At 71.4% G+C, this 20,413-nt stretch carries 19 protein-coding genes; 2 read left to right on the top strand and 17 right to left on the bottom strand.

Annotated elements, in window-relative coordinates; translation table 11 throughout:
- Position 1 precedes the first annotated feature (1 nt).
- From nuoL to ACH4OA_RS19325, 12 genes are read right to left on the bottom strand one after another with little or no spacing between them, the layout of a single operon-like run.
- Entirely contained in the window at positions 2 to 1,948 is a 1,947-nt protein-coding gene (gene nuoL / locus ACH4OA_RS19380) for an NADH-quinone oxidoreductase subunit L (protein ID WP_397938397.1), read from the bottom strand.
- Positions 1,949 to 1,963: 15 nt separating this feature from the next.
- Complete coding sequence (gene nuoK, locus ACH4OA_RS19375; RefSeq protein WP_030742982.1) at positions 1,964 to 2,263, bottom strand: NADH-quinone oxidoreductase subunit NuoK; 300 nt, start codon at positions 2,261 to 2,263, stop codon at positions 1,964 to 1,966.
- A complete protein-coding gene (locus ACH4OA_RS19370) occupies positions 2,260 to 3,105 on the bottom strand; it encodes an NADH-quinone oxidoreductase subunit J (RefSeq protein ID WP_397946759.1) in 846 nt (281 codons plus the stop codon). The genes nuoK and ACH4OA_RS19370 overlap by 4 nt, the downstream gene beginning before the upstream one ends.
- Positions 3,102 to 3,752 (bottom strand): NADH-quinone oxidoreductase subunit NuoI, encoded by a 651-nt coding sequence (gene nuoI, locus ACH4OA_RS19365; protein WP_397969916.1) that lies wholly within the window; start codon positions 3,750 to 3,752, stop codon positions 3,102 to 3,104. The genes ACH4OA_RS19370 and nuoI overlap by 4 nt, the downstream gene beginning before the upstream one ends.
- A complete protein-coding gene (gene nuoH / locus ACH4OA_RS19360) occupies positions 3,745 to 5,109 on the bottom strand; it encodes an NADH-quinone oxidoreductase subunit NuoH (protein WP_397969914.1) in 1,365 nt (454 codons plus the stop codon). The genes nuoI and nuoH overlap by 8 nt, the downstream gene beginning before the upstream one ends.
- The gene (locus ACH4OA_RS19355; RefSeq protein ID WP_397938401.1) at positions 5,106 to 7,610 is read right to left on the bottom strand and encodes an NADH-quinone oxidoreductase subunit G; all 2,505 of its coding nucleotides are present in this window, start codon (positions 7,608 to 7,610) and stop codon (positions 5,106 to 5,108) included. The genes nuoH and ACH4OA_RS19355 overlap by 4 nt, the downstream gene beginning before the upstream one ends.
- Positions 7,607 to 8,956, bottom strand: a complete 1,350-nt coding sequence (nuoF, locus tag ACH4OA_RS19350) for an NADH-quinone oxidoreductase subunit NuoF (RefSeq protein WP_365873918.1) — start codon at positions 8,954 to 8,956, stop codon at positions 7,607 to 7,609. The genes ACH4OA_RS19355 and nuoF overlap by 4 nt, the downstream gene beginning before the upstream one ends.
- Positions 8,953 to 9,873 carry an NADH-quinone oxidoreductase subunit NuoE gene (gene nuoE / locus ACH4OA_RS19345; RefSeq protein WP_397969912.1) on the bottom strand — a complete coding sequence of 307 codons (921 nt, stop codon included), beginning with the start codon at positions 9,871 to 9,873 and terminating at the stop codon, positions 8,953 to 8,955. The genes nuoF and nuoE overlap by 4 nt, the downstream gene beginning before the upstream one ends.
- On the bottom strand, positions 9,870 to 11,210 hold the full coding sequence (locus ACH4OA_RS19340) for an NADH-quinone oxidoreductase subunit D (protein WP_397969910.1): 1,341 nt from the start codon (positions 11,208 to 11,210) through the stop codon (positions 9,870 to 9,872). The genes nuoE and ACH4OA_RS19340 overlap by 4 nt, the downstream gene beginning before the upstream one ends.
- Positions 11,207 to 11,968: an NADH-quinone oxidoreductase subunit C gene (locus tag ACH4OA_RS19335; protein ID WP_397969909.1), complete on the bottom strand. Its 762-nt coding sequence runs from the start codon at positions 11,966 to 11,968 to the stop codon at positions 11,207 to 11,209. Before ACH4OA_RS19335 ends, ACH4OA_RS19340 begins: the two co-directional genes overlap by 4 nt.
- Entirely contained in the window at positions 11,965 to 12,519 is a 555-nt protein-coding gene (locus ACH4OA_RS19330; RefSeq protein WP_365873926.1) for an NADH-quinone oxidoreductase subunit B family protein, read from the bottom strand. The genes ACH4OA_RS19335 and ACH4OA_RS19330 overlap by 4 nt, the downstream gene beginning before the upstream one ends.
- Positions 12,520 to 12,534: 15 nt before the next feature.
- Positions 12,535 to 12,894 (bottom strand): NADH-quinone oxidoreductase subunit A, encoded by a 360-nt coding sequence (locus tag ACH4OA_RS19325; RefSeq protein ID WP_030379754.1) that lies wholly within the window; start codon positions 12,892 to 12,894, stop codon positions 12,535 to 12,537.
- A gap of 805 nt (positions 12,895 to 13,699) precedes the next feature.
- Here ACH4OA_RS19325 and ACH4OA_RS19320 point away from each other — a divergent pair.
- Together ACH4OA_RS19320 and def are read left to right on the top strand one after the other, a co-directional pair.
- Entirely contained in the window at positions 13,700 to 14,572 is an 873-nt protein-coding gene (locus ACH4OA_RS19320; protein ID WP_397938409.1) for a C40 family peptidase, read from the top strand.
- A 128-nt stretch (positions 14,573 to 14,700) separates the two neighbouring features.
- Positions 14,701 to 15,333 (top strand): peptide deformylase, encoded by a 633-nt coding sequence (gene def / locus ACH4OA_RS19315; RefSeq protein ID WP_397969907.1) that lies wholly within the window; start codon positions 14,701 to 14,703, stop codon positions 15,331 to 15,333.
- A gap of 50 nt (positions 15,334 to 15,383) precedes the next feature.
- Here def and ACH4OA_RS19310 read toward each other — a convergent pair whose 3' ends face one another.
- From ACH4OA_RS19310 to ACH4OA_RS19290, 5 genes are all read right to left on the bottom strand, one after another.
- Positions 15,384 to 16,676 carry a geranylgeranyl reductase family protein gene (locus tag ACH4OA_RS19310; protein WP_365873932.1) on the bottom strand — a complete coding sequence of 431 codons (1,293 nt, stop codon included), beginning with the start codon at positions 16,674 to 16,676 and terminating at the stop codon, positions 15,384 to 15,386.
- A gap of 137 nt (positions 16,677 to 16,813) precedes the next feature.
- The gene (locus ACH4OA_RS19305) at positions 16,814 to 17,509 is read right to left on the bottom strand and encodes a demethylmenaquinone methyltransferase (protein ID WP_365873934.1); all 696 of its coding nucleotides are present in this window, start codon (positions 17,507 to 17,509) and stop codon (positions 16,814 to 16,816) included.
- 77 nt (positions 17,510 to 17,586) lie between these two features.
- On the bottom strand, positions 17,587 to 18,192 hold the full coding sequence (locus ACH4OA_RS19300) for an imidazolonepropionase-like domain-containing protein (RefSeq protein WP_397938415.1): 606 nt from the start codon (positions 18,190 to 18,192) through the stop codon (positions 17,587 to 17,589).
- A gap of 7 nt (positions 18,193 to 18,199) precedes the next feature.
- Entirely contained in the window at positions 18,200 to 19,399 is a 1,200-nt protein-coding gene (gene mqnC, locus ACH4OA_RS19295; protein ID WP_397938417.1) for a cyclic dehypoxanthinyl futalosine synthase, read from the bottom strand.
- A 130-nt stretch (positions 19,400 to 19,529) separates the two neighbouring features.
- Positions 19,530 to 20,411: a prepilin peptidase gene (locus ACH4OA_RS19290; protein ID WP_397969905.1), complete on the bottom strand. Its 882-nt coding sequence runs from the start codon at positions 20,409 to 20,411 to the stop codon at positions 19,530 to 19,532.
- Positions 20,412 to 20,413 lie beyond the last annotated feature (2 nt).

Genomic DNA, 20,413 nt, shown 5'->3' with positions numbered 1-20,413 from the left:
ATCAGACCGCCCTCATCAGCAGGGTCGCGGCGACGAGGAGTGCCGCACCGCCGAACATCGAGACCGCGTAGGAGCGGGCGAAGCCGTTCTGGAGCCGGCGCAGTCGTCCGGACAGGCCGCCGAAGCCGGCCGCCGTGCCGTTGACGACGCCGTCGACCAGGGTGTGGTCGACATACACCAGCGAGCGCGTCAGGTGCTCGCCGCCGCGCACCAGGACCACGTGGTTGAAGTCGTCCTGGAGCAGGTCGCGGCGGGCGGCCCGGGTGAGCAGCGAGCCGCGCGGGGCGACGGCCGGGACGGGCTTGCGGCCGTACTGGGCCCAGGCGACGGCCACGCCGAGGACGAGGCAGACCATGGTCGCACCGGTGACGGTCGCCGCGCCGAGCGGGGAGTCGCCCTCGCTGTGCCCGGTGACCGGCTCCAGCCAGTGCAGGAAGCGGTCGCCGATGCTGAAGAACGCACCGCCGAAGACCGAGCCGACGGCCAGCACGATCATCGGGATCGTCATGACCTTCGGGGACTCGTGCGGGTGCGGTTCGGTGTGCTCGCCGCGGGTCTCGGCGGCGGGCTCGGCGCTCGGCGCCTCCGGGGAGCGCGTGGGCTGGTTCTTCCAGCGCGCCTCTCCGAAGAACGTCATCAGCATCACGCGCGTCATGTAGAAGGCGGTGAGGGCCGCGCCCAGCAGGGCCGCGCCGCCGAGGATCCAGCCCTCGGTGCCGCCCTTGGCGAACGCCGCCTCGATGATCTTGTCCTTGGAGAAGAAGCCGGACAGGCCCGGGAAGCCGATGATGGCGAGGTAGCCGAGGCCGAACGTGACGAACGTGACCGGCATGTACCTGCGCAGGCCGCCGTAGCGGCGCATGTCCACCTCGTCGTTCATGCCGTGCATCACGGAGCCGGCGCCGAGGAACAGCCCCGCCTTGAAGAAGCCGTGCGTCACCAGGTGCATGATCGCGAAGACGTAGCCGATCGGTCCGAGGCCGGCCGCGAGGACCATGTAGCCGATCTGCGACATGGTGGAGCCGGCCAGCGCCTTCTTGATGTCGTCCTTGGCGCAGCCGACGATCGCACCGAACAGCAGCGTGACCGCGCCGACGACGGTGACGGCGAGCTGGGCGTCGGGCGCCGCGTCGAACAGGGCGCCGGAGCGGACGATCAGATAGACGCCCGCGGTCACCATCGTCGCCGCGTGGATCAGGGCCGAGACCGGGGTCGGGCCCTCCATGGCGTCGCCGAGCCAGGACTGCAGCGGCACCTGGGCGGACTTGCCGCAGGCGGCGAGCAGCAGCATCAGGCCGATCGCGGTGAGCCTGCCCTCGGAGGCGTCACCGGTGTGCGTGAGGACCGGGCCGAAGGCGAAGCTGCCGAAGGTGGTGAACATCAGCATGATCGCGATCGACAGGCCCATGTCGCCGACCCGGTTGACCAGGAACGCCTTCTTCGCGGCCGTGGCGGCGCTGGGCTTGTGCTGCCAGAAGCCGATCAGCAGGTACGAGGCGAGACCGACGCCCTCCCAGCCGACGTAGAGCAGCAGGTAGTTGTCGGCGAGGACGAGCAGCAGCATCGCCGCGAGGAACAGGTTCAGGTAGCCGAAGAAGCGGCGGCGCCGCTCGTCGTGCGCCATGTACCCGACCGAGTACAGGTGGATCAGGGAGCCGACGCCCGTGATGAGCAGGACGAACGTCATGGACAGCTGGTCGAGGCGGAAGGTGACATCCGCCTGGAAGCCGGCCACCGGGACCCAGCTGAACAGGTGCTTGACCAGGGTGCGGTGTTCGGCGCCCCGGCCGAGCAGGTCGGCGAAGAGGATCAGGCCGCACACGAAGGAGGCGGTCGACAGCAGCGTGCCGATCCAGTGGCCGGCCCGGTCCAGGCGCCGGCCGCCGGTCAGCAGGACGGCCGCTCCGAGCAGGGGCGCCGCGATGAGCAGCGCGATCAGGTTCTCCACGATTCTTCCGACCCCTTACAGCTTCATCAGGCTGGCGTCGTCGACCGAGGCCGAGTGGCGGGTGCGGAACAGCGACACGATGATCGCCAGGCCCACCACGACCTCCGCGGCGGCGACGACCATCGTGAAGAAGGCGATGATCTGGCCGTCGAGGTTGCCGTGCATCCGGGAGAAGGTGACGAACGCGAGGTTGCAGGCGTTCAGCATCAGCTCGACGCACATGAAGACGACGATGGCGTTGCGCCGGATGAGGACGCCGGTCGCGCCGATCGTGAACAGCAGGGCGGCGAGGTAGAGGTAGTTGACCGGGTTCACTTCGACGCCTCCTCGGGCCGCTTGAACGTCTCCGGCGGGGTGGGACCGCGCTCCAGGCGCTCCTGCGCGCGCTGCTCCAGCGCCCGCAGGTCGCCCAGCGCCTGCATGGACACGTCCCGGATCTGGCCGCGCTCGCGCAGCGTCTTGCTGACGGTCAGCTCGGACGGGGTGCCGTCGGGCAGCAGGCCCGCGATGTCCACCGCGTTGTGCCGGGCGTAGACGCCGGGGGCGGGAAGCGGCGGGATGTACGTGCCCTCGCGGATGCGCTGCTCGGACAGCTCGCGCTGGGTCCTGGCGCGCTCCGTGCGCTCGCGGTGGGTGAGCACCATGGCGCCGACGGCGGCCGTGATGAGCAGCGCGCCGGTGATCTCGAAGGCGAAGACGTACTTGGTGAAGATGAGGGACGCCAGGCCCTCCACATTGCCGTTCGCGTTCGCCTGGCCGGTGCCGTTGAACTGCTTCAGGGAGGCGTTGGCGATCCCGGCGAACAGCAGCACGCCGAAGCCGAGCCCGCACAGCAGGGCCAGCCAGCGCTGGCCCTTGATGGTCTCCTTCAGGGAGTCCGCGGCCGTGACGCCGACGAGCATCACCACGAACAGGAACAGCATCATGATCGCGCCGGTGTAGACGACGATCTGCACGACGCCGAGGAAGTAGGCGCCGTTCGCCAGGTAGAAGACCGCCAGGACGATCATGGTGCCGGCGAGGCAGAGCGCGCTGTGCACGGCCCGCTTCATGAAGACGGTGCACAGGGCGCCGATCACCGCGACCGTGCCGAGGACCCAGAACTGGAAGGCCTCGCCGGTGGAGGTGGCGTAGGCGGCGAGGTGCTGCGCGCTCATCGGCCGATCACCTGCTCCGCGGCCGGCTCGTCCGGGCCGGCGGTGGCGGCGGCCTCCTGCGGGGCCTCGCCCTTGGACACGGCGGTCTGCTGGACGGTGCCGGGCGCGGCGTGGGTGACCACACCGCGGTAGTAGTCCTGCTCGTCCGTCCCCGGGAAGATCGCGTGCGGGGTGTCGACCATGCCCTCGTCGAGACCGGCGAGCAACTGCTCCTTGGTGTAGATGAGGTTGGCGCGGCTGGAGTCGGCCAGCTCGAACTCGTTCGTCATCGTCAGCGCGCGGGTGGGGCACGCCTCGATGCACAGTCCGCACAGGATGCAGCGGGCGTAGTTGATCTGGTAGACGCGGCCGTACCGCTCGCCCGGCGAGTAGCGCTCCTCGTCGGTGTTGTCGGCGCCCTCCACATAGATCGCGTCGGCGGGGCAGGCCCAGGCGCACAGCTCGCAGCCGACGCACTTCTCCAGGCCGTCCGGATGGCGGTTGAGCTGGTGCCGTCCGTGGAACCGCGGAGCCGTGGTCTTCTCCTGCTCCGGGTACTGCTCGGTCAGCCGCTTCTTGAACATGGCCTTGAAGGTCACGCCGAAGCCGGCCACGGGGTTCTGGAAGCCGGGCTTGGACTGCCCGGACTCCTGAGGCTCCTCAGCCATCGGACGCCTCCTTTCCATCCGAAGTTCCGTCACTGACAGTGTCCGGTCCGCCACTGACAATCAGTTCCCGCTCCCGGCGCGGGCGGCGCCTCGGCACCGGCGGCAGTTCCTGTCCGGGCAGCGGCGGGACCGGGAAACCGCCCGCCATCGGGTCGAAGGACGGCTGCTCGGCGGCGGGCCGCGCGGCCGTCCTGCCCTTCTCGCGGAACATGTCGGCGACGAAGGAGACGAGCAGCAGGGCGAGGACACCGCCGCCGACGTAGAGGGCGATGTCGGCGAAGTCGTAGTTCTCGTTGCGCAGGGCGCGGACGGTGGCGACCAGCATCAGCCAGGTCACGGAGACCGGGATGAGGACCTTCCAGCCCAGCTTCATCAACTGGTCGTAGCGGACCCGCGGGAGCGTGCCGCGCAGCCAGATGAAGAAGAACAGCAGCAACTGGACCTTGACGACGAACCAGAGCAGCGGCCACCAGCCGTGGTTGGCGCCCTCCCAGAAGCCGCTGACGGGCCAGGGCGCGCGCCAGCCGCCGAGGAACAGGGTGGCCGAGACGGCCGAGACCGTCACCATGTTGACGTACTCGGCGAGCATGAACATCGCGAACTTGATCGACGAGTACTCGGTGTTGAAGCCGCCGACCAGGTCGCCCTCGGACTCCGGCATGTCGAAGGGGGCGCGGTTGGTCTCGCCGACCATCGTGACGATGTACAGGATGAAGGAGACCGGCAGCAGCAGGATGTACCAGCGGTCGTGCTGCTGTTCCACGATCGTGGACGTCGACATCGACCCCGAGTACAGGAACACCGAGGCGAACGCGGCGCCCATGGCGATCTCGTAGGAGATCATCTGCGCGCAGGAGCGCAGACCGCCGAGGAGCGGGTAGGTGGAGCCGGAACTCCAGCCGGCCAGCACGATGCCGTAGATGCCGACCGAGGCGACCGCGAGGATGTAGAGCATCGCGATCGGCAGGTCGGTGAGCTGCATGGTGGTGCGGTGGCCGAAGACCGAGATCTCGTTGCCGGCCGGTCCGAACGGGATCACCGCGATCGCCATGAAGGCCGGGATGGCCGCGACGACCGGCGCGAGGACGTACACCACCTTGTCCGCGCGTTTGACGACGAGGTCTTCCTTGAGCATCAGTTTCACGCCGTCGGCCAGCGACTGGAGCATGCCCCAGGGGCCGTGCCGGTTGGGGCCGATGCGCAGCTGCATCCAGGCGACGACCTTGCGTTCCCAGACGATGGAGAACAGCACGGTCACCATCAGGAAGGCGAAGCAGAACACCGCCTTGACGACGACCAGCCACCACGGGTCGCGGCCGAACATCGAGAGGTCTTCAGCGGCGAGGTACGCGCTCATGCCTCCACCTCCTTGGGGGCCGGGTCGGCGACCGCCGCCGGGCCGATGCGGACGAGGGAGCCGGGCCGCGCCCCGGTGTCGGAGGCGACGCCGGCGCCCGTGGAGTTCAGCGGGAGCCAGACCACCCGGTCGGGCATCTCGGTGATCTCCAGCGGCAGGGCGACGGTGCCGGCCGGACCGGTGACGGCCAGGACGGCGCCCGCCGCGACACCGGCCTCGGCGGCCGTCGCCGGGGACAGGCGCGCGCGGGCGGCGTGCCGGGTGCCGGCCAGCGCCTCGTCGCCCTGCTGGAGGACGCCCCGGTCGAGCAGGAGGCGGTGCCCGGCGAGTACGGCCTCGCCGGCGGCGGGGCGGGGCAGCGCGCCCGCGGTCTCCACCGGCTCGGCGGCGCGGGGGCCGTCCCAGGGGCCGAGCCGGTCGATCTCCGCGCGGGTGGTGCGCAGGTCCGGCAGGCCCAGGTGGACGTCCATGGCGTCGGCGAGCATGTGGAGCACGCGCGTGTCGGCCGGGGCGAGCCGGCGGGTCATCTGGTCGGGCTTGAGCGCGGCCTCGAAGAAGCGGACCCGGCCCTCCCAGTTGAGGAAGGAGCCCGCCTTCTCGGCGACCGCCGCGACCGGCAGGACGACATCGGCGTGTTCCGTGACCTCGCTGGGCCGCAGCTCCAGCGAGACCAGGAAGCCGACGTTCTCCAGGGCCGCACGCGCGCGTGCCGGGTCGGGCAGGTCGGCGACCTCCACCCCGGCGACCACCAGCGCGGACAGTTCGCCCGCGGCCGCGGCCTCGACGATCTGCCCGGTGTCGCGGCCGTAGCCCGCCGGCAGCTCCGCCAGGCCCCAGACCGCGGCGACCTCCGCCCGCGCGCGCGGGTCGGTCGCCGGGCGGCCCCCCGGCAGCAGCGAGGGCAGCGCGCCCGCCTCGACGGCGCCGCGCTCACCGGCCCGCCGGGGGATCCACACCAGGCCGGCGCCGGTCGCGGTGGCGGCGCGCGCGGCGGCGGTGAGGCCGCCCGGGACGCCGGCCAGCCGCTCGCCCACGACGATGACGGCGCCGTCGGCGCGCAGGGCCTCGGCGGCCAGCGTGCCGGGCTCCTCCAGGCCGAGGCCGCTCGCTAGGGCCTCCAGCCACTCCGTCTCGGTGCCGGGAGCGGCCGGCAGCAGCGTGCCGCCCGCCTTCTCCAGGCCCCGGGTGGCGTGCGTGGCCACCGCGAACACCCGCTGCCTGTGCTTGCGCCAGGCCTTGCGCAACCGCAGGAAGACGCCGGGGGCCTCCTCCTCGGACTCGAAGCCGACCAGCAGGACGGCGGGCGCCTTCTCCAGGGAGGTGTATGTGACACCGCTGCCGTCGAGGTCGCGGCCGTGGCCGGCCACCCGGGAGGCCAGGAAGTCGGCCTCCTCGCCGCTGTGCACGCGGGCGCGGAAGTCGATGTCGTTGGTGTCGAGCGCCACCCGCGCGAACTTCGTGTACGCGTAGGCGTCCTCGACGGTCAGCCGGCCGCCGGTGAGGACGGCGGCGCGGGAGCGGGCGGCGGTCAGGCCGCGCGCCGCCGCCTGGAGCGCCTCGGGCCAGGAGGCGGGCTCCAGGACGCCGTCGGCGTTCCGGACCAGCGGCGTCTCCAGGCGGTCCCGGGTCTGCGCGTACCGGAACGCGAAGCGCCCCTTGTCGCAGATCCACTCCTCGTTGACCTCGGGGTCGGAGGCGGCGAGCCGGCGCATGACCTTGCCGCGCCGGTGGTCGGTGCGGGTGGCGCAGCCGCCGGAGCAGTGCTCGCACACCGACGGCGAGGAGACGAGGTCGAACGGGCGGGAGCGGAAGCGGTACGCGGCCGAGGTGAGCGCGCCGACCGGGCAGATCTGGATGGTGTTGCCGGAGAAGTACGACTCGAACGGGTCGCCCTCGCCGGTGCCGACCTGCTGGAGCGCGCCCCGCTCGACCAGCTCGATCATGGGGTCGCCGGCGATCTGCTGGGAGAAGCGGGTGCAGCGGGCGCACAGCACGCACCGTTCGCGGTCGAGGAGCACCTGCGTGGAGATCGGGACGGGCTTCTCGTACGTCCGTTTGCGGCCCTCGAAGCGGGACTCGGCGTTGCCGTGGGACATGGCCTGGTTCTGCAGCGGGCACTCGCCGCCCTTGTCGCAGACCGGGCAGTCCAGCGGGTGGTTGATGAGCAGCAGCTCCATCACGCCGTGCTGGGCCTTCTCGGCGACCGGCGAGGTCAGGTGGGTCTTGACGACCATGCCGTCCGTGCAGGTGATCGTGCAGGACGCCATCGGCTTGCGCTGGCCCTCGACCTCGACGATGCACTGCCGGCAGGCGCCGGCCGGGTCCAGGAGGGGGTGGTCGCAGAAGCGGGGGATCTCGATGCCGAGCTGTTCGGCGGCCCGGATGACCAGGGTGCCCTTGGGCACGCTGACCTCGATGCCGTCGATGGTCAGCGTGACGAGGTCCTCCGGCGGGACCGCCGCCTCCCCGCCGCCGGCGGGAGCGTTGGTGGTCACGGTCATGCGTTCACCTCCGGGCGGTCCGCCCAGGCCGTCGACTTGGCCGGGTCGAAGGGGCAGCCCCGGCCCGTGATGTGCTGCTCGTACTCCTCGCGGAAGTACTTCAGCGAGGAGAAGATCGGGGACGCGGCGCCGTCGCCGAGGGCGCAGAAGGACTTGCCGTTGATGTTGTCGGCGATGTCGGCCAGCTTGTCCAGGTCGGACCTGGCGCCCTTGCCGGCCTCGATGTCCCGCAGCAACTGCACGAGCCAGTACGTCCCCTCGCGGCAGGGCGTGCACTTGCCGCAGGACTCGTGGGCGTAGAACTCGGTCCAGCGGGTCACGGCCCGTACGACGCAGGTCGTCTCGTCGAAGCACTGCAGGGCCTTGGTGCCGAGCATGGAGCCGGCCGCGCCGACGCCCTCGTAGTCGAGGGGGACGTCGAGGTGCTCGTCGGTGAACATCGGTGTCGAGGAGCCGCCCGGCGTCCAGAACTTCAGCCGGTGGCCGGGGCGCATGCCGCCGCTCATGTCGAGGAGCTGGCGCAGGGTGACGCCGAGCGGTGCCTCGTACTGGCCGGGGCTCGCGACGTGGCCGCTGAGCGAGTAGAGCGTGAAGCCCGGGGACTTCTCGCTGCCCATCGACCTGAACCACTCCTTGCCGTGGTGCAGGATCGCGGGAACCGACGCGATCGACTCGACGTTGTTCACCACGGTGGGGCAGGCGTAGAGGCCCTCCACGGCGGGGAAGGGGGGACGCAGCCGCGGCTGGCCGCGGCGGCCTTCGAGCGAGTCGAGCAGTGCGGTCTCCTCACCGCAGATGTACGCGCCGGCGCCCGCGTGCACGGTGAGCTGGAGGTCCAGTCCGCTGCCGAGGATGTTCTCGCCGAGGTAGCCCGCCGCGTAGGCCTCGCGCACGGCCTCGTGCAGCCGCCGCAGGACGGGGACGACCTCGCCGCGCAGGTAGATGAAGGCGTGCGAGGACCTGATGGCGTAGCAGGCGATCACGATGCCCTCGATGAGGCTGTGCGGATTCGCGTAGAGCAGCGGGATGTCCTTGCACGTCCCGGGCTCCGACTCGTCGGCGTTGACCACCAGGTAGTGCGGTTTCCCGTCGCCCTGGGGGATGAACTGCCACTTCATCCCGGTCGGGAAGCCCGCGCCGCCGCGGCCGCGCAGCCCGGATTCCTTGACGTAGGCGATCAGGTCGTCCGGTGACATGGCGAGGGCCTTGCGGAGCCCCTCGTACCCGTCGTGCCTCCGGTAGACGTCCAGGCTCCAGGACCGGTCCTCGTCCCAGAAGGCCGACAGCACGGGCGCGAGCAGCTTCTCCGGGCTCGGGTCCCTGACCTCGGATACCACGGTCATCACTCCCCCTCCTCGGCGGTGGGACCGGACGGGTGCGAGCCGCGGGGCGCGGTCCCTCCGTCCCGGTCGGCGGCGGATGACGGGTGGGCGGGGTCGGAGGCCGACGTGTCCTGCGGCGCGTCGTGGGAGCTGAGGTGCTCGGCCGGCGACGGTTCGTGCACCGTCCGGTCCTGCGGCTCCTGCTGCGGTCCCCCGCGCGGATGGACCACGCGGGCGGACGCGGTCTCTCCCTTGGCCAGGCGGAGGCCGGCCAGCGACGCGGGTCCCGCGCTGCCGCCCTCCTCGACGGCCCCGGGCCGCTCGTCGGGGAAGCCGGCCAGCATCCGCGCGGTCTCCTTGAAGGTGCACAGCCGCGCTCCGCGCGTGGGCTGCACGGGCCGGCCCGCGCGCAGGTCGTCCACCAGGCTCCTGGCGCTCGCCGGGGTCTGGTTGTCGAAGAACTCCCAGTTGACCATCACGACCGGCGCGTAGTCGCAGGCCGCGTTGCACTCGATGTGCTCCAGGGTGACCAGGCCGTCGTCGGTGGTCTCGCCGTTGCCGACGCCCAGGTGCTCCTGGAGGGTCTCGAAGATCGCGTCGCCGCCCATCACCGCGCACAGCGTGTTGGTGCACACGCCGACCTGGTAGTCCCCGGAGGGCTTGCGCCGGTACATGGTGTAGAAGGTGGCGACCGCGGTGACCTCGGCCGTGGTCAGGTCCAGCAGGTCCGCGCAGAACCGCATGCCGGTGCGGGTGACGTGGCCCTCCTCGGACTGCACGAGGTGGAGCAGCGGCAGCAGGGCGGACCGGGAGTCGGGGTAGCGCGCGATCAGCTCGCGGGCGTCCGCCTCCAGCCGGGCCCGGACGTCGTCCGGGTAGCCGGGTGCGGGCAGTTCGGGCATGCCCAGGCTGACGCCCCGCTCGGAGGAAGAGGTGGTCACCGGTCGACGCCTCCCATCACGGGGTCGATGGACGCGACGGCGACGATGACGTCGGCGACCTGGCCGCCCTCGCACATCGCCGCCATGGCCTGCAGATTGGTGAAGGACGGGTCGCGGAAGTGGACCCGGTAGGGGCGGGTGCCGCCGTCGGAGACGGCGTGCACGCCGAGTTCGCCCTTGGGCGACTCGACGGCCGCGTACGTCTGTCCCGGCGGGACGCGGAAGCCCTCGGTGACCAGCTTGAAGTGGTGGATCAGGGCCTCCATGGAGGTGCCCATGATCTTCTTGATGTGGTCGAGGGAGTTGCCGAGCCCGTCCGGGCCCAGGGCGAGCTGGGCGGGCCAGGCGATCTTCTTGTCGGCGACCATGACCGGGCCGGGCTGGAGCCGGTCCAGGCACTGCTCGACGATCCTGAGCGACTGGCGCATCTCCTCCAGGCGGATGAGGAAGCGGCCGTAGGCGTCGCAGGTGTCGGCGGTCGGGATGTCGAAGTCGTACGTCTCGTAGCCGCAGTACGGCTGGGCCTTGCGCAGGTCGTGCGGGAGGCCGGTGGAGCGCAGGATCGGGCCGGTGGCGCCGAGGGCCATGCAGCCGGCCAGGTCGAGGTAGCCGACGTCCTGCATACGGGCCTTGAAGATGGGGTTCCCGGTGGCCAGCTTGTCGTACTCCGGGAGGTTCTTCTTCATCTTCTTCACGAACTCGCGGATCTGGTCCACCGCGCCGGGCGGCAGGTCCTGGGCGAGTCCGCCGGGCCGGATGTACGCGTGGTTCATGCGCAGGCCCGTGATCAGTTCGTAGAGGTCGAGAATCATTTCACGATCACGGAAGCCGTAGATCATGATCGTGGTGGCGCCCAGCTCCATGCCGCCGGTGGCGATGCACACCAGGTGGGAGGAGAGCCGGTTCAGCTCCATCAGGAGCACCCGGATGACCGTGGCGCGGTCGGTGATCTGGTCCTCGACGCCGAGGAGTTTCTCGACGGCGAGACAGTAGGCGGTCTCGTTGAAGAAGGACGTCAGGTAGTCCATGCGCGTGACGAAGGTGGTGCCCTGCGTCCACGTGCGGTATTCGAGGTTCTTCTCGATGCCGGTGTGCAGGTAGCCGATGCCGCAGCGGGCCTCGGTGACCGTCTCGCCGTCGATCTCCAGGATCAGCCGGAGCACTCCATGGGTGGACGGGTGCTGCGGACCCATGTTGACGACGATGCGTTCGTCGTCGGCGCGGGCCGCGGACTGGACGATCTCGTCCCAGTCGCCACCGGTGACCGTGTAGACGGTGCCCTCGGTGGTCTCGCGTGCGGACGCGGCCGACGCGGCGGAAGCTGACTGCGTGCTCACGAGTACGACCTCCGCTGGTCCGGAGCCGGGATCTGGGCGCCCTTGTACTCGACGGGGATGCCGCCGAGGGGGTAGTCCTTGCGCTGCGGGTGGCCCTGCCAGTCGTCCGGCATCATGATCCGGGTCAGGGCCGGGTGGCCGTCGAAGACGATCCCGAAGAAGTCGTAGGTCTCGCGCTCGTGCCAGTCGTTGGTGGGGTAGACGGAGACCAGGGACGGGATGCGCGGGTCGCTGTCGGGGGCGCTGACCTCCAGGCGGATCAGCCGGTTGTGGGTGATCGAGCGCAGGTGGTAGACGGCGTGCAGTTCCCGGCCCTTGTCGTTCGGGTAGTGGACGCCGCTGACCCCGGTGCACAGCTCGAAGCGCAGCGCCGGGTCGTCGCGCAGGACGCGGGCGACGCGGACCAGGTGCTCGCGTTCGATGTGGAAGGTCAGTTCGTCGCGGTCGACGACCGTCTTCTCGATCGCGTTGCCGGGCAGGAGTCCCTGCTCCTCCAGGGCGCCTTCGAGTTCGTCGGCGACCTCGTCGAACCAGCCGCCGTAGGGGCGGGTCGCCGGTCCCGGGAGTCGGACCGAGCGGACCAGGCCGCCGTAGCCGGAGGTGTCGCCGCCGTTGTCCGCGCCGAACATGCCGCGCTGGACGCGGATCTCCTCGCCGCCCTGGCCGCGCTGGCCGGGCAGGTTGGAGGCGGAGAGGTCCTTCTCGGGGTTCACCCCGTCCGGCCCGTCCGCACCGTGGGTGCCGTTCGCGTCGCTCACCGCAGCAGCCCCTTCATCTCGATCGTGGGCAGTGCCTTGAGCGCCGCCTGCTCCGCCTCGCGGGCCGCTTCCTCGGCGTTCACGCCCAGCTTGGAGGACTGGATCTTCTGGTGCAGCTTGAGGATCGCGTCCATGAGCATCTCGGGCCGGGGCGGGCAGCCGGGGAGGTAGATGTCGACCGGGACGATGTGGTCGACGCCCTGGACGATCGCGTAGTTGTTGAACATGCCGCCCGAGGAGGCGCAGACGCCCATGGAGATCACCCACTTCGGGTGAGGCATCTGGTCGTAGACCTGCCGCAGGACGGGCGCCATCTTCTGGCTCACCCGGCCGGCGACGATCATCAGGTCGGCCTGGCGCGGCGAGCCGCGGAAGACCTCCATGCCGAAGCGGGCGAGGTCGTAACGGCCGGCGCCGGTGGTCATCATCTCGATGGCGCAGCAGGCCAGGCCGAAGGTGGCCGGGAAGACGGACGACTTGCGCACCCAGCCCGCGGCCTGCTCGACGGTCGTGAGCAGGAATCCGCTCGGCAGCTTTTCTTCGAGTCCCATGTCGTTAAAGGCCCCTCAGTCCCATTCCAGGCCGCCGCGCCGCCATACGTACGCGTACGCGACGAAGACGGTGAGCACGAAGAGCAGCATCTCCACGAGCCCGAAGATCCCCAGGGAGTCGAAGGTGACGGCCCAGGGGTAGAGGAAGACGATCTCGATGTCGAAGACGATGAAGAGCATCGCCGTCAGGTAGTACTTGATGGGGAAGCGCCCGCCGCCGGCCGGCGTGGGGGTCGGCTCGATGCCGCACTCGTAGGCTTCCAGCTTGGCGCGGTTGTACCGCTTCGGACCGATCAGCGTGGCCATGACCACGGAGAAGATCGCAAAGCCTGCCCCGAGGGCTCCCAGTACGAGGATGGGCGCATACGCGTTCACCGCTCCTCGCTCCTCTCAGTCGGCACTGACTGCTTGGGGTCCCCCCTGGTCGAGCGGAGCCGAGACCTTGGGGGAGGTTGCACTGGGCTCACGGCGGCCTCACCGGTCCACGGACCCCGCTCGTCCCGGGCGAAGATCGCGAACATGTGAAGCAGGTCACAAGCCCAACTGCCTCGCATCTTATGCCCGCCGCTCTGTGATCTGCGACACGGGGTATTACACCAGCTTTGTGATCTCCACCACCTGACGAAGGATCATGAAGTCGGATGATGGGTGATCTTCACACCGGAAGCGTTCAGTTGATCACGAGAAGTGACATTCCCCCACGTCACCCCAGGCCAGAGCGGTCGTCTCAATATCAAGAGAGTGCGGCTGCATGCAAATTGGTGCTGGACGCGGCCGGATGTTAAAGGAGCGCGTTCACACATCAGGGGGAGCCGCGGGCCGGATGTGGACGCGAGTCCGGAGCGTGTGCGCGTGTTCACCAGCCCGGCGGTCCCGGGGGTGCCGGCCGCGCCCGCGCGGGACGCCCGCCCGTCGGTGATCGTTCCGTGACCTCCGCCACATCGATGAGAGCGGCATGAGAACCGGGCTTGGCCAACGATCCCCACCAGTGGTAGGCGCGGGGCAATTCGGACGTAATGATCAAAGACCGTGATCAAGGGCTTGATCACGACCGTCCACAATGTCCGTTACGGCGTCAATAAAGGGCGACACGCCCGGGTTTCCGTGTCTCGATTGAGCAACTGTGGCGCAGCACACGTTTCTTGAAGATATGAAGGAGTCCCTGGTACCGGTTGTTCCCATGTCCCACACCGCTCACATACGCAGCCACCGGAAGCCCCGCCGCAACGCGTCGTCCCTCGCCGTGCGGGCCGGAGTTGCCGGTGGCGTCCTCGGCACCCTGGCAGTCGCCGGGGCGTCCGGCTCGGCGAACGCGGCCGAGCCGGTGACGCAGACCCTCGAACTGCCCACCCTGACGGCCGACCTGGCGACCCAGGCGGCCCAGACGGCCGACGCCACCGAGCAGGCCGCCGCGCACTACCAGCTGCAGGCCGAGCGTGACGCGGCCGCCGCGAAGGCCGCGAAGCAGGCGAAGGCGGACCTCGCCGAGGCCAGGAAGAAGGCCGCGGAGGCCAAGAAGAAGGCCGAGGAGGACGCCCGCAAGAAGGCCGCCGCCCGTGCCGCGCGCACCGCGGCGCGCACCACCCTGGCCACCACGGCGGACACCGCCACCCTCCCCGGCGGCACCGGTTCCGGGACCGGCACCGGCACCGGCACGGACGCCGGCTCGGACACCGGCACCAGCACGCCCCCGGCCACCGGTTCGGCCGCGGCGATCGTCAGCTTCGTCAAGGCGCAGGTCGGCAAGGCGTACGTCTCCGGCGCCACCGGCCCCTCCGCCTACGACTGCTCCGGCCTGGTGCAGACGGCCTTCAAGCAGGTCGGCGTCAGCCTGCCGCGCGTCTCCCAGGACCAGTCGACGGCCGGCACCCAGGTCTCGCTGAGCAACCTCCAGCCGGGCGACATCCTGTACTGGGGCGGCGCGGGCAGCGCGTACCACGTGGCGGTGTACGTCGGCGACGGTATGTTCGTGGGCGCGCAGAACCCCTCCACCGGCGTCGTGGAGCGTCCCCTGTCCTACGACCCGCCCACCGGGGCCGTGCGGGTGCTCTAGGACGTACGCCGCACCTCTCACGCACGCAGGGCCGCAGCCGCTCGGGGGCAGCGGCCCTTCGTCGTCCCTGGCATGCTCGGGCCGGGCCGCCGTCCGGCGGTCCGCGCACGAGCGAAGGAGTCCACGCGATGCCACGCGTGTTCGTACAGGGAAGTCCCGTCGGCTACTACCCGCGCTACGCCCCCGAGGCCGGGCGGGGCACGGTGCGCCGTATCACCGAGGTCGGTGAGGAGGTGCTGCGCAGGCCGTGCCGGGACGTCACGGAGTTCGGTCCCGGCCTCGCCGCGCTCATCGACGACATGTTCCGCACCATGTACGTCGCCGACGGTGCCGGGCTGGCGGCGAATCAGGTCGGGCTGGATCTGCGGCTGTTCGTGTACGACTGCCCCGACGACGACGGAGTCCGGCATGTCGGACACATCGTCAATCCGGTGCTCGAAACGCCCACGGGTGAGCGACGGCTGCTGGAGGAGGGCGAGGGCTGCCTGTCGGTGCCCGGTGCCGTCGTGACCGTGCCGCGGCCGGACCGGGCCGTCGTGCGCGGGCAGGACAAGGACGGCCGGGCGGTCGTGGTCGAGGGCACCGGGTACTTCGCGCGGTGCCTGGCCCACGAGAGCGACCACACCGCCGGCCACCTCTACCTGGACCGGCTCTCCACGCGGGAACGGAAGGACGCGCTGCGGCAGATGACGGACCGGCGGGACGAGGTGTACGCCCGCCGGGCCGCCAAGGAGGCCGCGTTCGGCACCGAGAGGCCCTAGCCGCGCGGGCCTCGTGGCGCGCCGGGGCCTCGTGGCCCGCCGGGGTCCGGTCAGGCCTTCGGGGCCACCTTGGTCAGGCCGTTGATGATGCGGTCCATCGCGTCGCCGCCCGTGGGGTCGGTGAGGTTCGCCAGCAGCTTGAGGGTGAACTTCATCAGCACCGGGTGGGTCAGACCCCGCTGGGCGGCGATCTGCATGACCTTCGGGTTGCCGATGAGCTTCACGAAGGCGCGGCCGAGGGTGTAGTAGCCGCCGTAGGTGTCCTTCAGGACGCGCGGGTAGCGCTGGAGGGCGGTCTCGCGCTGGGCGGGCGTCGCGCGGGCGTGGGCCTGCACGATGACGTCGGCGGCGATCTGGCCGGACTCCATGGCGTAGGCGATGCCCTCGCCGTTGAAGGGGTTCACCAGGCCGCCGGCGTCGCCGACGAGCAGCAGCCCGCGCGTGTAGTGCGGCTGGCGGTTGAAGGCCATCGGCAGGGCGGCGCCGCGGATGGGGCCGGTCATGTTCTCCGGGGTGTAGCCCCAGTCCTCGGGCATGGAGGCGCACCACGCCTTGAGGACCTCGCGCCAGTCCAGCTCCTTGAAGGCGGCGGAGGTGTTCAGCACGCCGAGGCCCACGTTCGAGGTGCCGTCGCCCATGCCGAAGATCCAGCCGTAGCCGGGCAGCAGGCGGTCCTGGGGGCCGCGGCGGTCCCACAGCTCCAGCCAGGACTCCAGGTAGTCGTCGTCGTGGCGGGGGCTTTCGAAGTACGTCCGGACGGCGACGCCCATCGGGCGGTCCTCGCGGCGGTGCAGGCCCATGGCGAGGGACAGCCGGGTGGAGTTGCCGTCGGCGGCGACGACGAGCGGCGCGCGGAAGGTGACCTCACGCTTGTCCTCGCCCAGCCGGGCGGTCACGCCGGTGATGCGTCCGGTGCGGTCGTCCACGACCGGGCCGCCGACGTTGCAGCGCTCGTACAGCCGGGCGCCGGCCTTCTGGGCGGCTCGGGCGAGCTGTTCGTCGAAGTCGTCGCGCTTGCGGACCAGGCCGTAGTCCGGGAAGGAGGCGAGGTCGGGCCAGTCGAGCTGGAGGCGGACGCCGCCGCCGATGATGCGCAGGCCCTTGTTGCGCAGCCAGCCGGCCTCCTCGGAGATGTCGATCCCCATGGCGACGAGCTGCTTGACCGCGCGCGGGGTGAGGCCGTCGCCGCAGACCTTCTCGCGCGGGAACTCGGTCTTCTCCAGCAGCAGGACGTCGAGCCCGGCCTTGGCGAGGTGGTACGCGGTCGTGGAGCCGGCCGGCCCCGCGCCCACGACGATCACGTCGGCGCTGTTCTCGGAGAGCGGCTCGGTCACGACGGTCACGGCGGGATCTCCCCAAGGTCGAAGTCTGTTGTGCCGACCGGCACTGGACACGGGCAGTCTATGCAGCGGCCCCGGTCACCCCGCCGAAGGGCCACCCCGTGCTCTGCGCGGCCCGGCGCGGCGGGGGACGGCCGCCGTCAGCTCTCCTTGAAGCCGCGGTGCAGCGCGACCACACCGCCGGTGAGGTTGCGCCAGGCCACCTTCGACCAGCCGGTCCCGCGCAGCCGTTCGGCCAGGGCGGGCTGGTCGGGCCAGGCCCGGATGGACTCGGCGAGGTAGACGTACGCGTCCGGGTTGGAGGACACCGCGCGGGCGGCCGGCGGCAGCGCCCGCATCAGGTACTCGGTGTAGACGGTGCGGAACGGCGCCCAGGTCGGGTGGGAGAACTCGCAGATCACCACGCGTCCGCCGGGCCGGGTGACCCGGTGCATCTCGCGCAGGGCCGCGTCCGTGTCCTGTACGTTGCGCAGCCCGAAGGAGATCGTCACCGCGTCGAAGGTGTCGTCCTTGAAGGGCAGCCGGGTCGCGTCGCCCGCGGTGAACGGCAGCCAGGTGTGCCGCTTCTTGCCGGCCCGGAGCATGCCGAGGGAGAAGTCGCAGGGGACGACGTACGCGCCCGTCCGCGCGAAGGGCAGCGAGGACGTGGCGGTGCCGGCGGCGAGGTCCAGGACCTTCTGCGCGGGGCGCGCGTCGACCGCCTTCGCCACCTCCTTGCGCCAGCGCCGGTCCTGGCCGAGGGACAGCACGTCGTTGGTGAGGTCGTACCGTTCCGCCACGTCGTCGAACATCGAGGCGACTTCGTGCGGCTGCTTGTTCAGGGAGGCGCGGGTCACCCGCCCATTGTTGCAGCCCGGCCCCGGGCGGGGCGCCGGGGCTTGCGGACGGGCACCGCCCGCCGCGGGGCGGTCCGTCAGCGGCGGCGGAACACCAGGCGGCCCGCCACCACCGTGGCCACGCAGGTGGCCGCTCCCCGTTCGAGGAGTTCCGCCTCGTCGCGGACGTCGAAGACGGCGAACCGGGCGGCGGAGTGCGGCCGGCGCTCCGTGGCCTGCTGGGGCGGGCGGGCGGAGCCGAAGGGGTCGAGGGACGGGGTGTCGTCGGGGCGGCCCAGGCGGCCCACGACGCCCATCCCGGTGCGCCGCAGCGCGTCCTGCACCGCGCGGACGCGCAGCGGCTCGCAGGCCACGGCGACCGTGCCGTGGGCCAGCATGCGCTGGAGGCCGCGCCGGGCGCTCGCGGCCCAGCGGGCGTCGTTCATGGCGAGCATGGCGAGCGCGTCGCCGGTCAGCGGCTCGGTGCCGAGGGTGTCGGCCTCGCGCGGGTCGGGGTGGTACGTCTGCTCCAGCAGCTCGTTGCCGTAGAGGTTGACGAAACCGGGCGTGAGGATGCCGGGCCAGGTGCGCACGCGGGCCCGCGGGTGCGCGGCGGCCAGCTCCTCCAGGGGCCCGACGGCCCGGATCCACTCGCCGTCGACGAGGTGGGCGTGGCCCCTGGAGTCCGCGTGGAGGGTGAGCACGACGGCGTCAGTTGGCCGCGAGCAGCTTCAGCTCGGGGTGGGCGGTGCCGCCCTCGATGGCCGTGGAGGAGATGTGGGAGACCACGCGGTCGTCGGCCGGGTCGTTCGCGGGGTCGTCGTGGACGACGAGGTGCTCGTACGTCGTCGCGCGCTGCGCCGGGACGCGGCCCGCCGTGCGGATCAGGTCGATGATCTCCAGGCGGTTGGAGCGGTGCCGGGCGCCGGCCGAGGAGACCACGTTCTCCTCCAGCATGATGGAGCCGAGGTCGTCCGCGCCGTAGTGCAGGGACAGCTGGCCGACCTCCTTGCCGGTGGTGAGCCAGGAGCCCTGGATGTGCCGGACGTTGTCCAGGAAGAGGCGGGCGATCGCGATCATCCGCAGGTACTCGAAGAGGGTCGCCTGCGTGCGGCCCTTCAGGTGGTTGTTCTCCGGCTGGTAGGTGTACGGGATGAACGCCCGGAAGCCGCCGGTGCGGTCCTGTACGTCCCGGATCATCCGCAGGTGCTCGATCCGCTCGGCGTTGGTCTCGCCGGTGCCCATCAGCATGGTGGAGGTGGACTCCACGCCCAGCCGGTGGGCGGTCTCCATGATCTCCAGCCAGCGTTCGCCGCTCTCCTTGAGGGGCGCGATGGCCTTGCGGGGGCGCTCGGGGAGGAGTTCCGCGCCGGCGCCGGCGAAGGAGTCGAGACCGGCCTCGTGGATGCGGGTGATGGCCTCCTCGACGGAGACGCCGCTGATCCGGGCCATGTGCTCGATCTCGGACGCGCCGAGGGAGTGGATCACGAGCTGCGGGAAGGCTTCCTTGATGGCGCGGAAGTGCTTCTCGTAGTACTCGACGCCGTAGTCCGGGTGGTGGCCGCCCTGGAACATGATCTGGGTGCCGCCCAGTTCGACGGTCTCCGCGCAGCGGCGCAGGATGTCGTCGAGGTCGCGGGTCCAGCCCTTCTCCGTGTCCTTGGGGGCCGCGTAGAAGGCGCAGAACTTGCACGCCGTGACGCACACGTTCGTGTAGTTGATGTTCCGCTCGATGATGTACGTGGCGATGTGCTCGGTGCCCGCGTACAGGCGGCGGCGTACGGCGTCGGCGGCGGCGCCCAGGGCGTGCAGGGGCGCGTCACGGTAGAGGTCGAGCGCCTCTTCGGGGGTGATCCGCCCACCGGCGGCGGCTCGGTCGAGGACGGACTGAAGGTCGGCCTTCTCGGTCACCGGCGTCCCTTTCGCAGAGTTCGTAAGGGTTGATGGGCGTAGTGCTGTGCGCGAAGCGCCCGATATGAGGGGGCAAAAGACGGGTGGGCGGACAGCGCCAGCCTACGCCAGCCCCTCCGGCGGGCCGCTCTCAGGCCGCGTACGCGCCGGTCAGCAGCCCGGCGAGGGTGCCGGCCAGCAGGAACGGGCCGAAGGGCACGGCCGTCTTGCGGCCGGCCCGCCGGGCGAGGACGAGGACGCCGCCGTAGAGGGCGCCGGACAGGAACGCGGCGAAGGTGCCGAACAGCACGGCGGACCAGCCGTACCAGCCGAGTACGGCGCCCGCGCCGACGGCCAGTTTCACGTCGCCGAAGCCCATGCCGCCCGGGTTGAGGCGGTACAGCGCGTAGTAGCCGGCCCCGAGGGCGAGGGCGCCGTAGAGCGCGGTGGGCCAGTGGCCGGCGTGGCCGGGGAGCAGGGCGGCGAGGCCGAGCAGGGCGAGGGCGGCGGGCGCGAGCGGGAGGGTCAGCGGGTCGGGCAGCCGCCGCACCCGCACGTCCACGGCGGCGAGGAGCACGCCGGCGGGCGCGAGCAGCAGCCAGACCGCCAGCTCGGGCCGGGTACCGGTGGCGGCGGCGAGGGCGGCGCAGACGGCACCGGCGACGGCGGCGAGGAGCACGGTTGAGGGCGCACGCCCCCCGGCCCCGGCGCCCGGCCCGGACTCCGCGCGCCCCGGACCCTCCACGCACCGCCCGGCCGCCGCGCGCCCCAAGCCCTTCACGCGCTCCCCGGCCGCAGCACGCCCCAGACCCTTCACGCGCCCTTCGCCCGCCGCGCGCCCCCGTTCGCGCCCGCACTCCCCGCACCCCCCCGGCCCCAGCCAGCCCCGCACCGCGTGGCGTCCGGCGGGGCAGCGGTCGCGCCAGGGTTCGCCGGAGGGGACGCCGAAGCGGTAGGCGGCGCGGGGCAGCAGCGTGCCCGCGAGCGCGCCCCACACCGCGGCGACGGCCACCACCGCTCCCGTGCCCGCCATCT

It is taken from the genome of Streptomyces sp. NPDC017095 (assembly GCF_044332325.1).
Classification (GTDB): domain Bacteria; phylum Actinomycetota; class Actinomycetes; order Streptomycetales; family Streptomycetaceae; genus Streptomyces.
The sequence above is the reverse complement of the archived record's forward strand: the minus strand, read 5'-3'. Positions and strand labels throughout refer to the sequence as shown.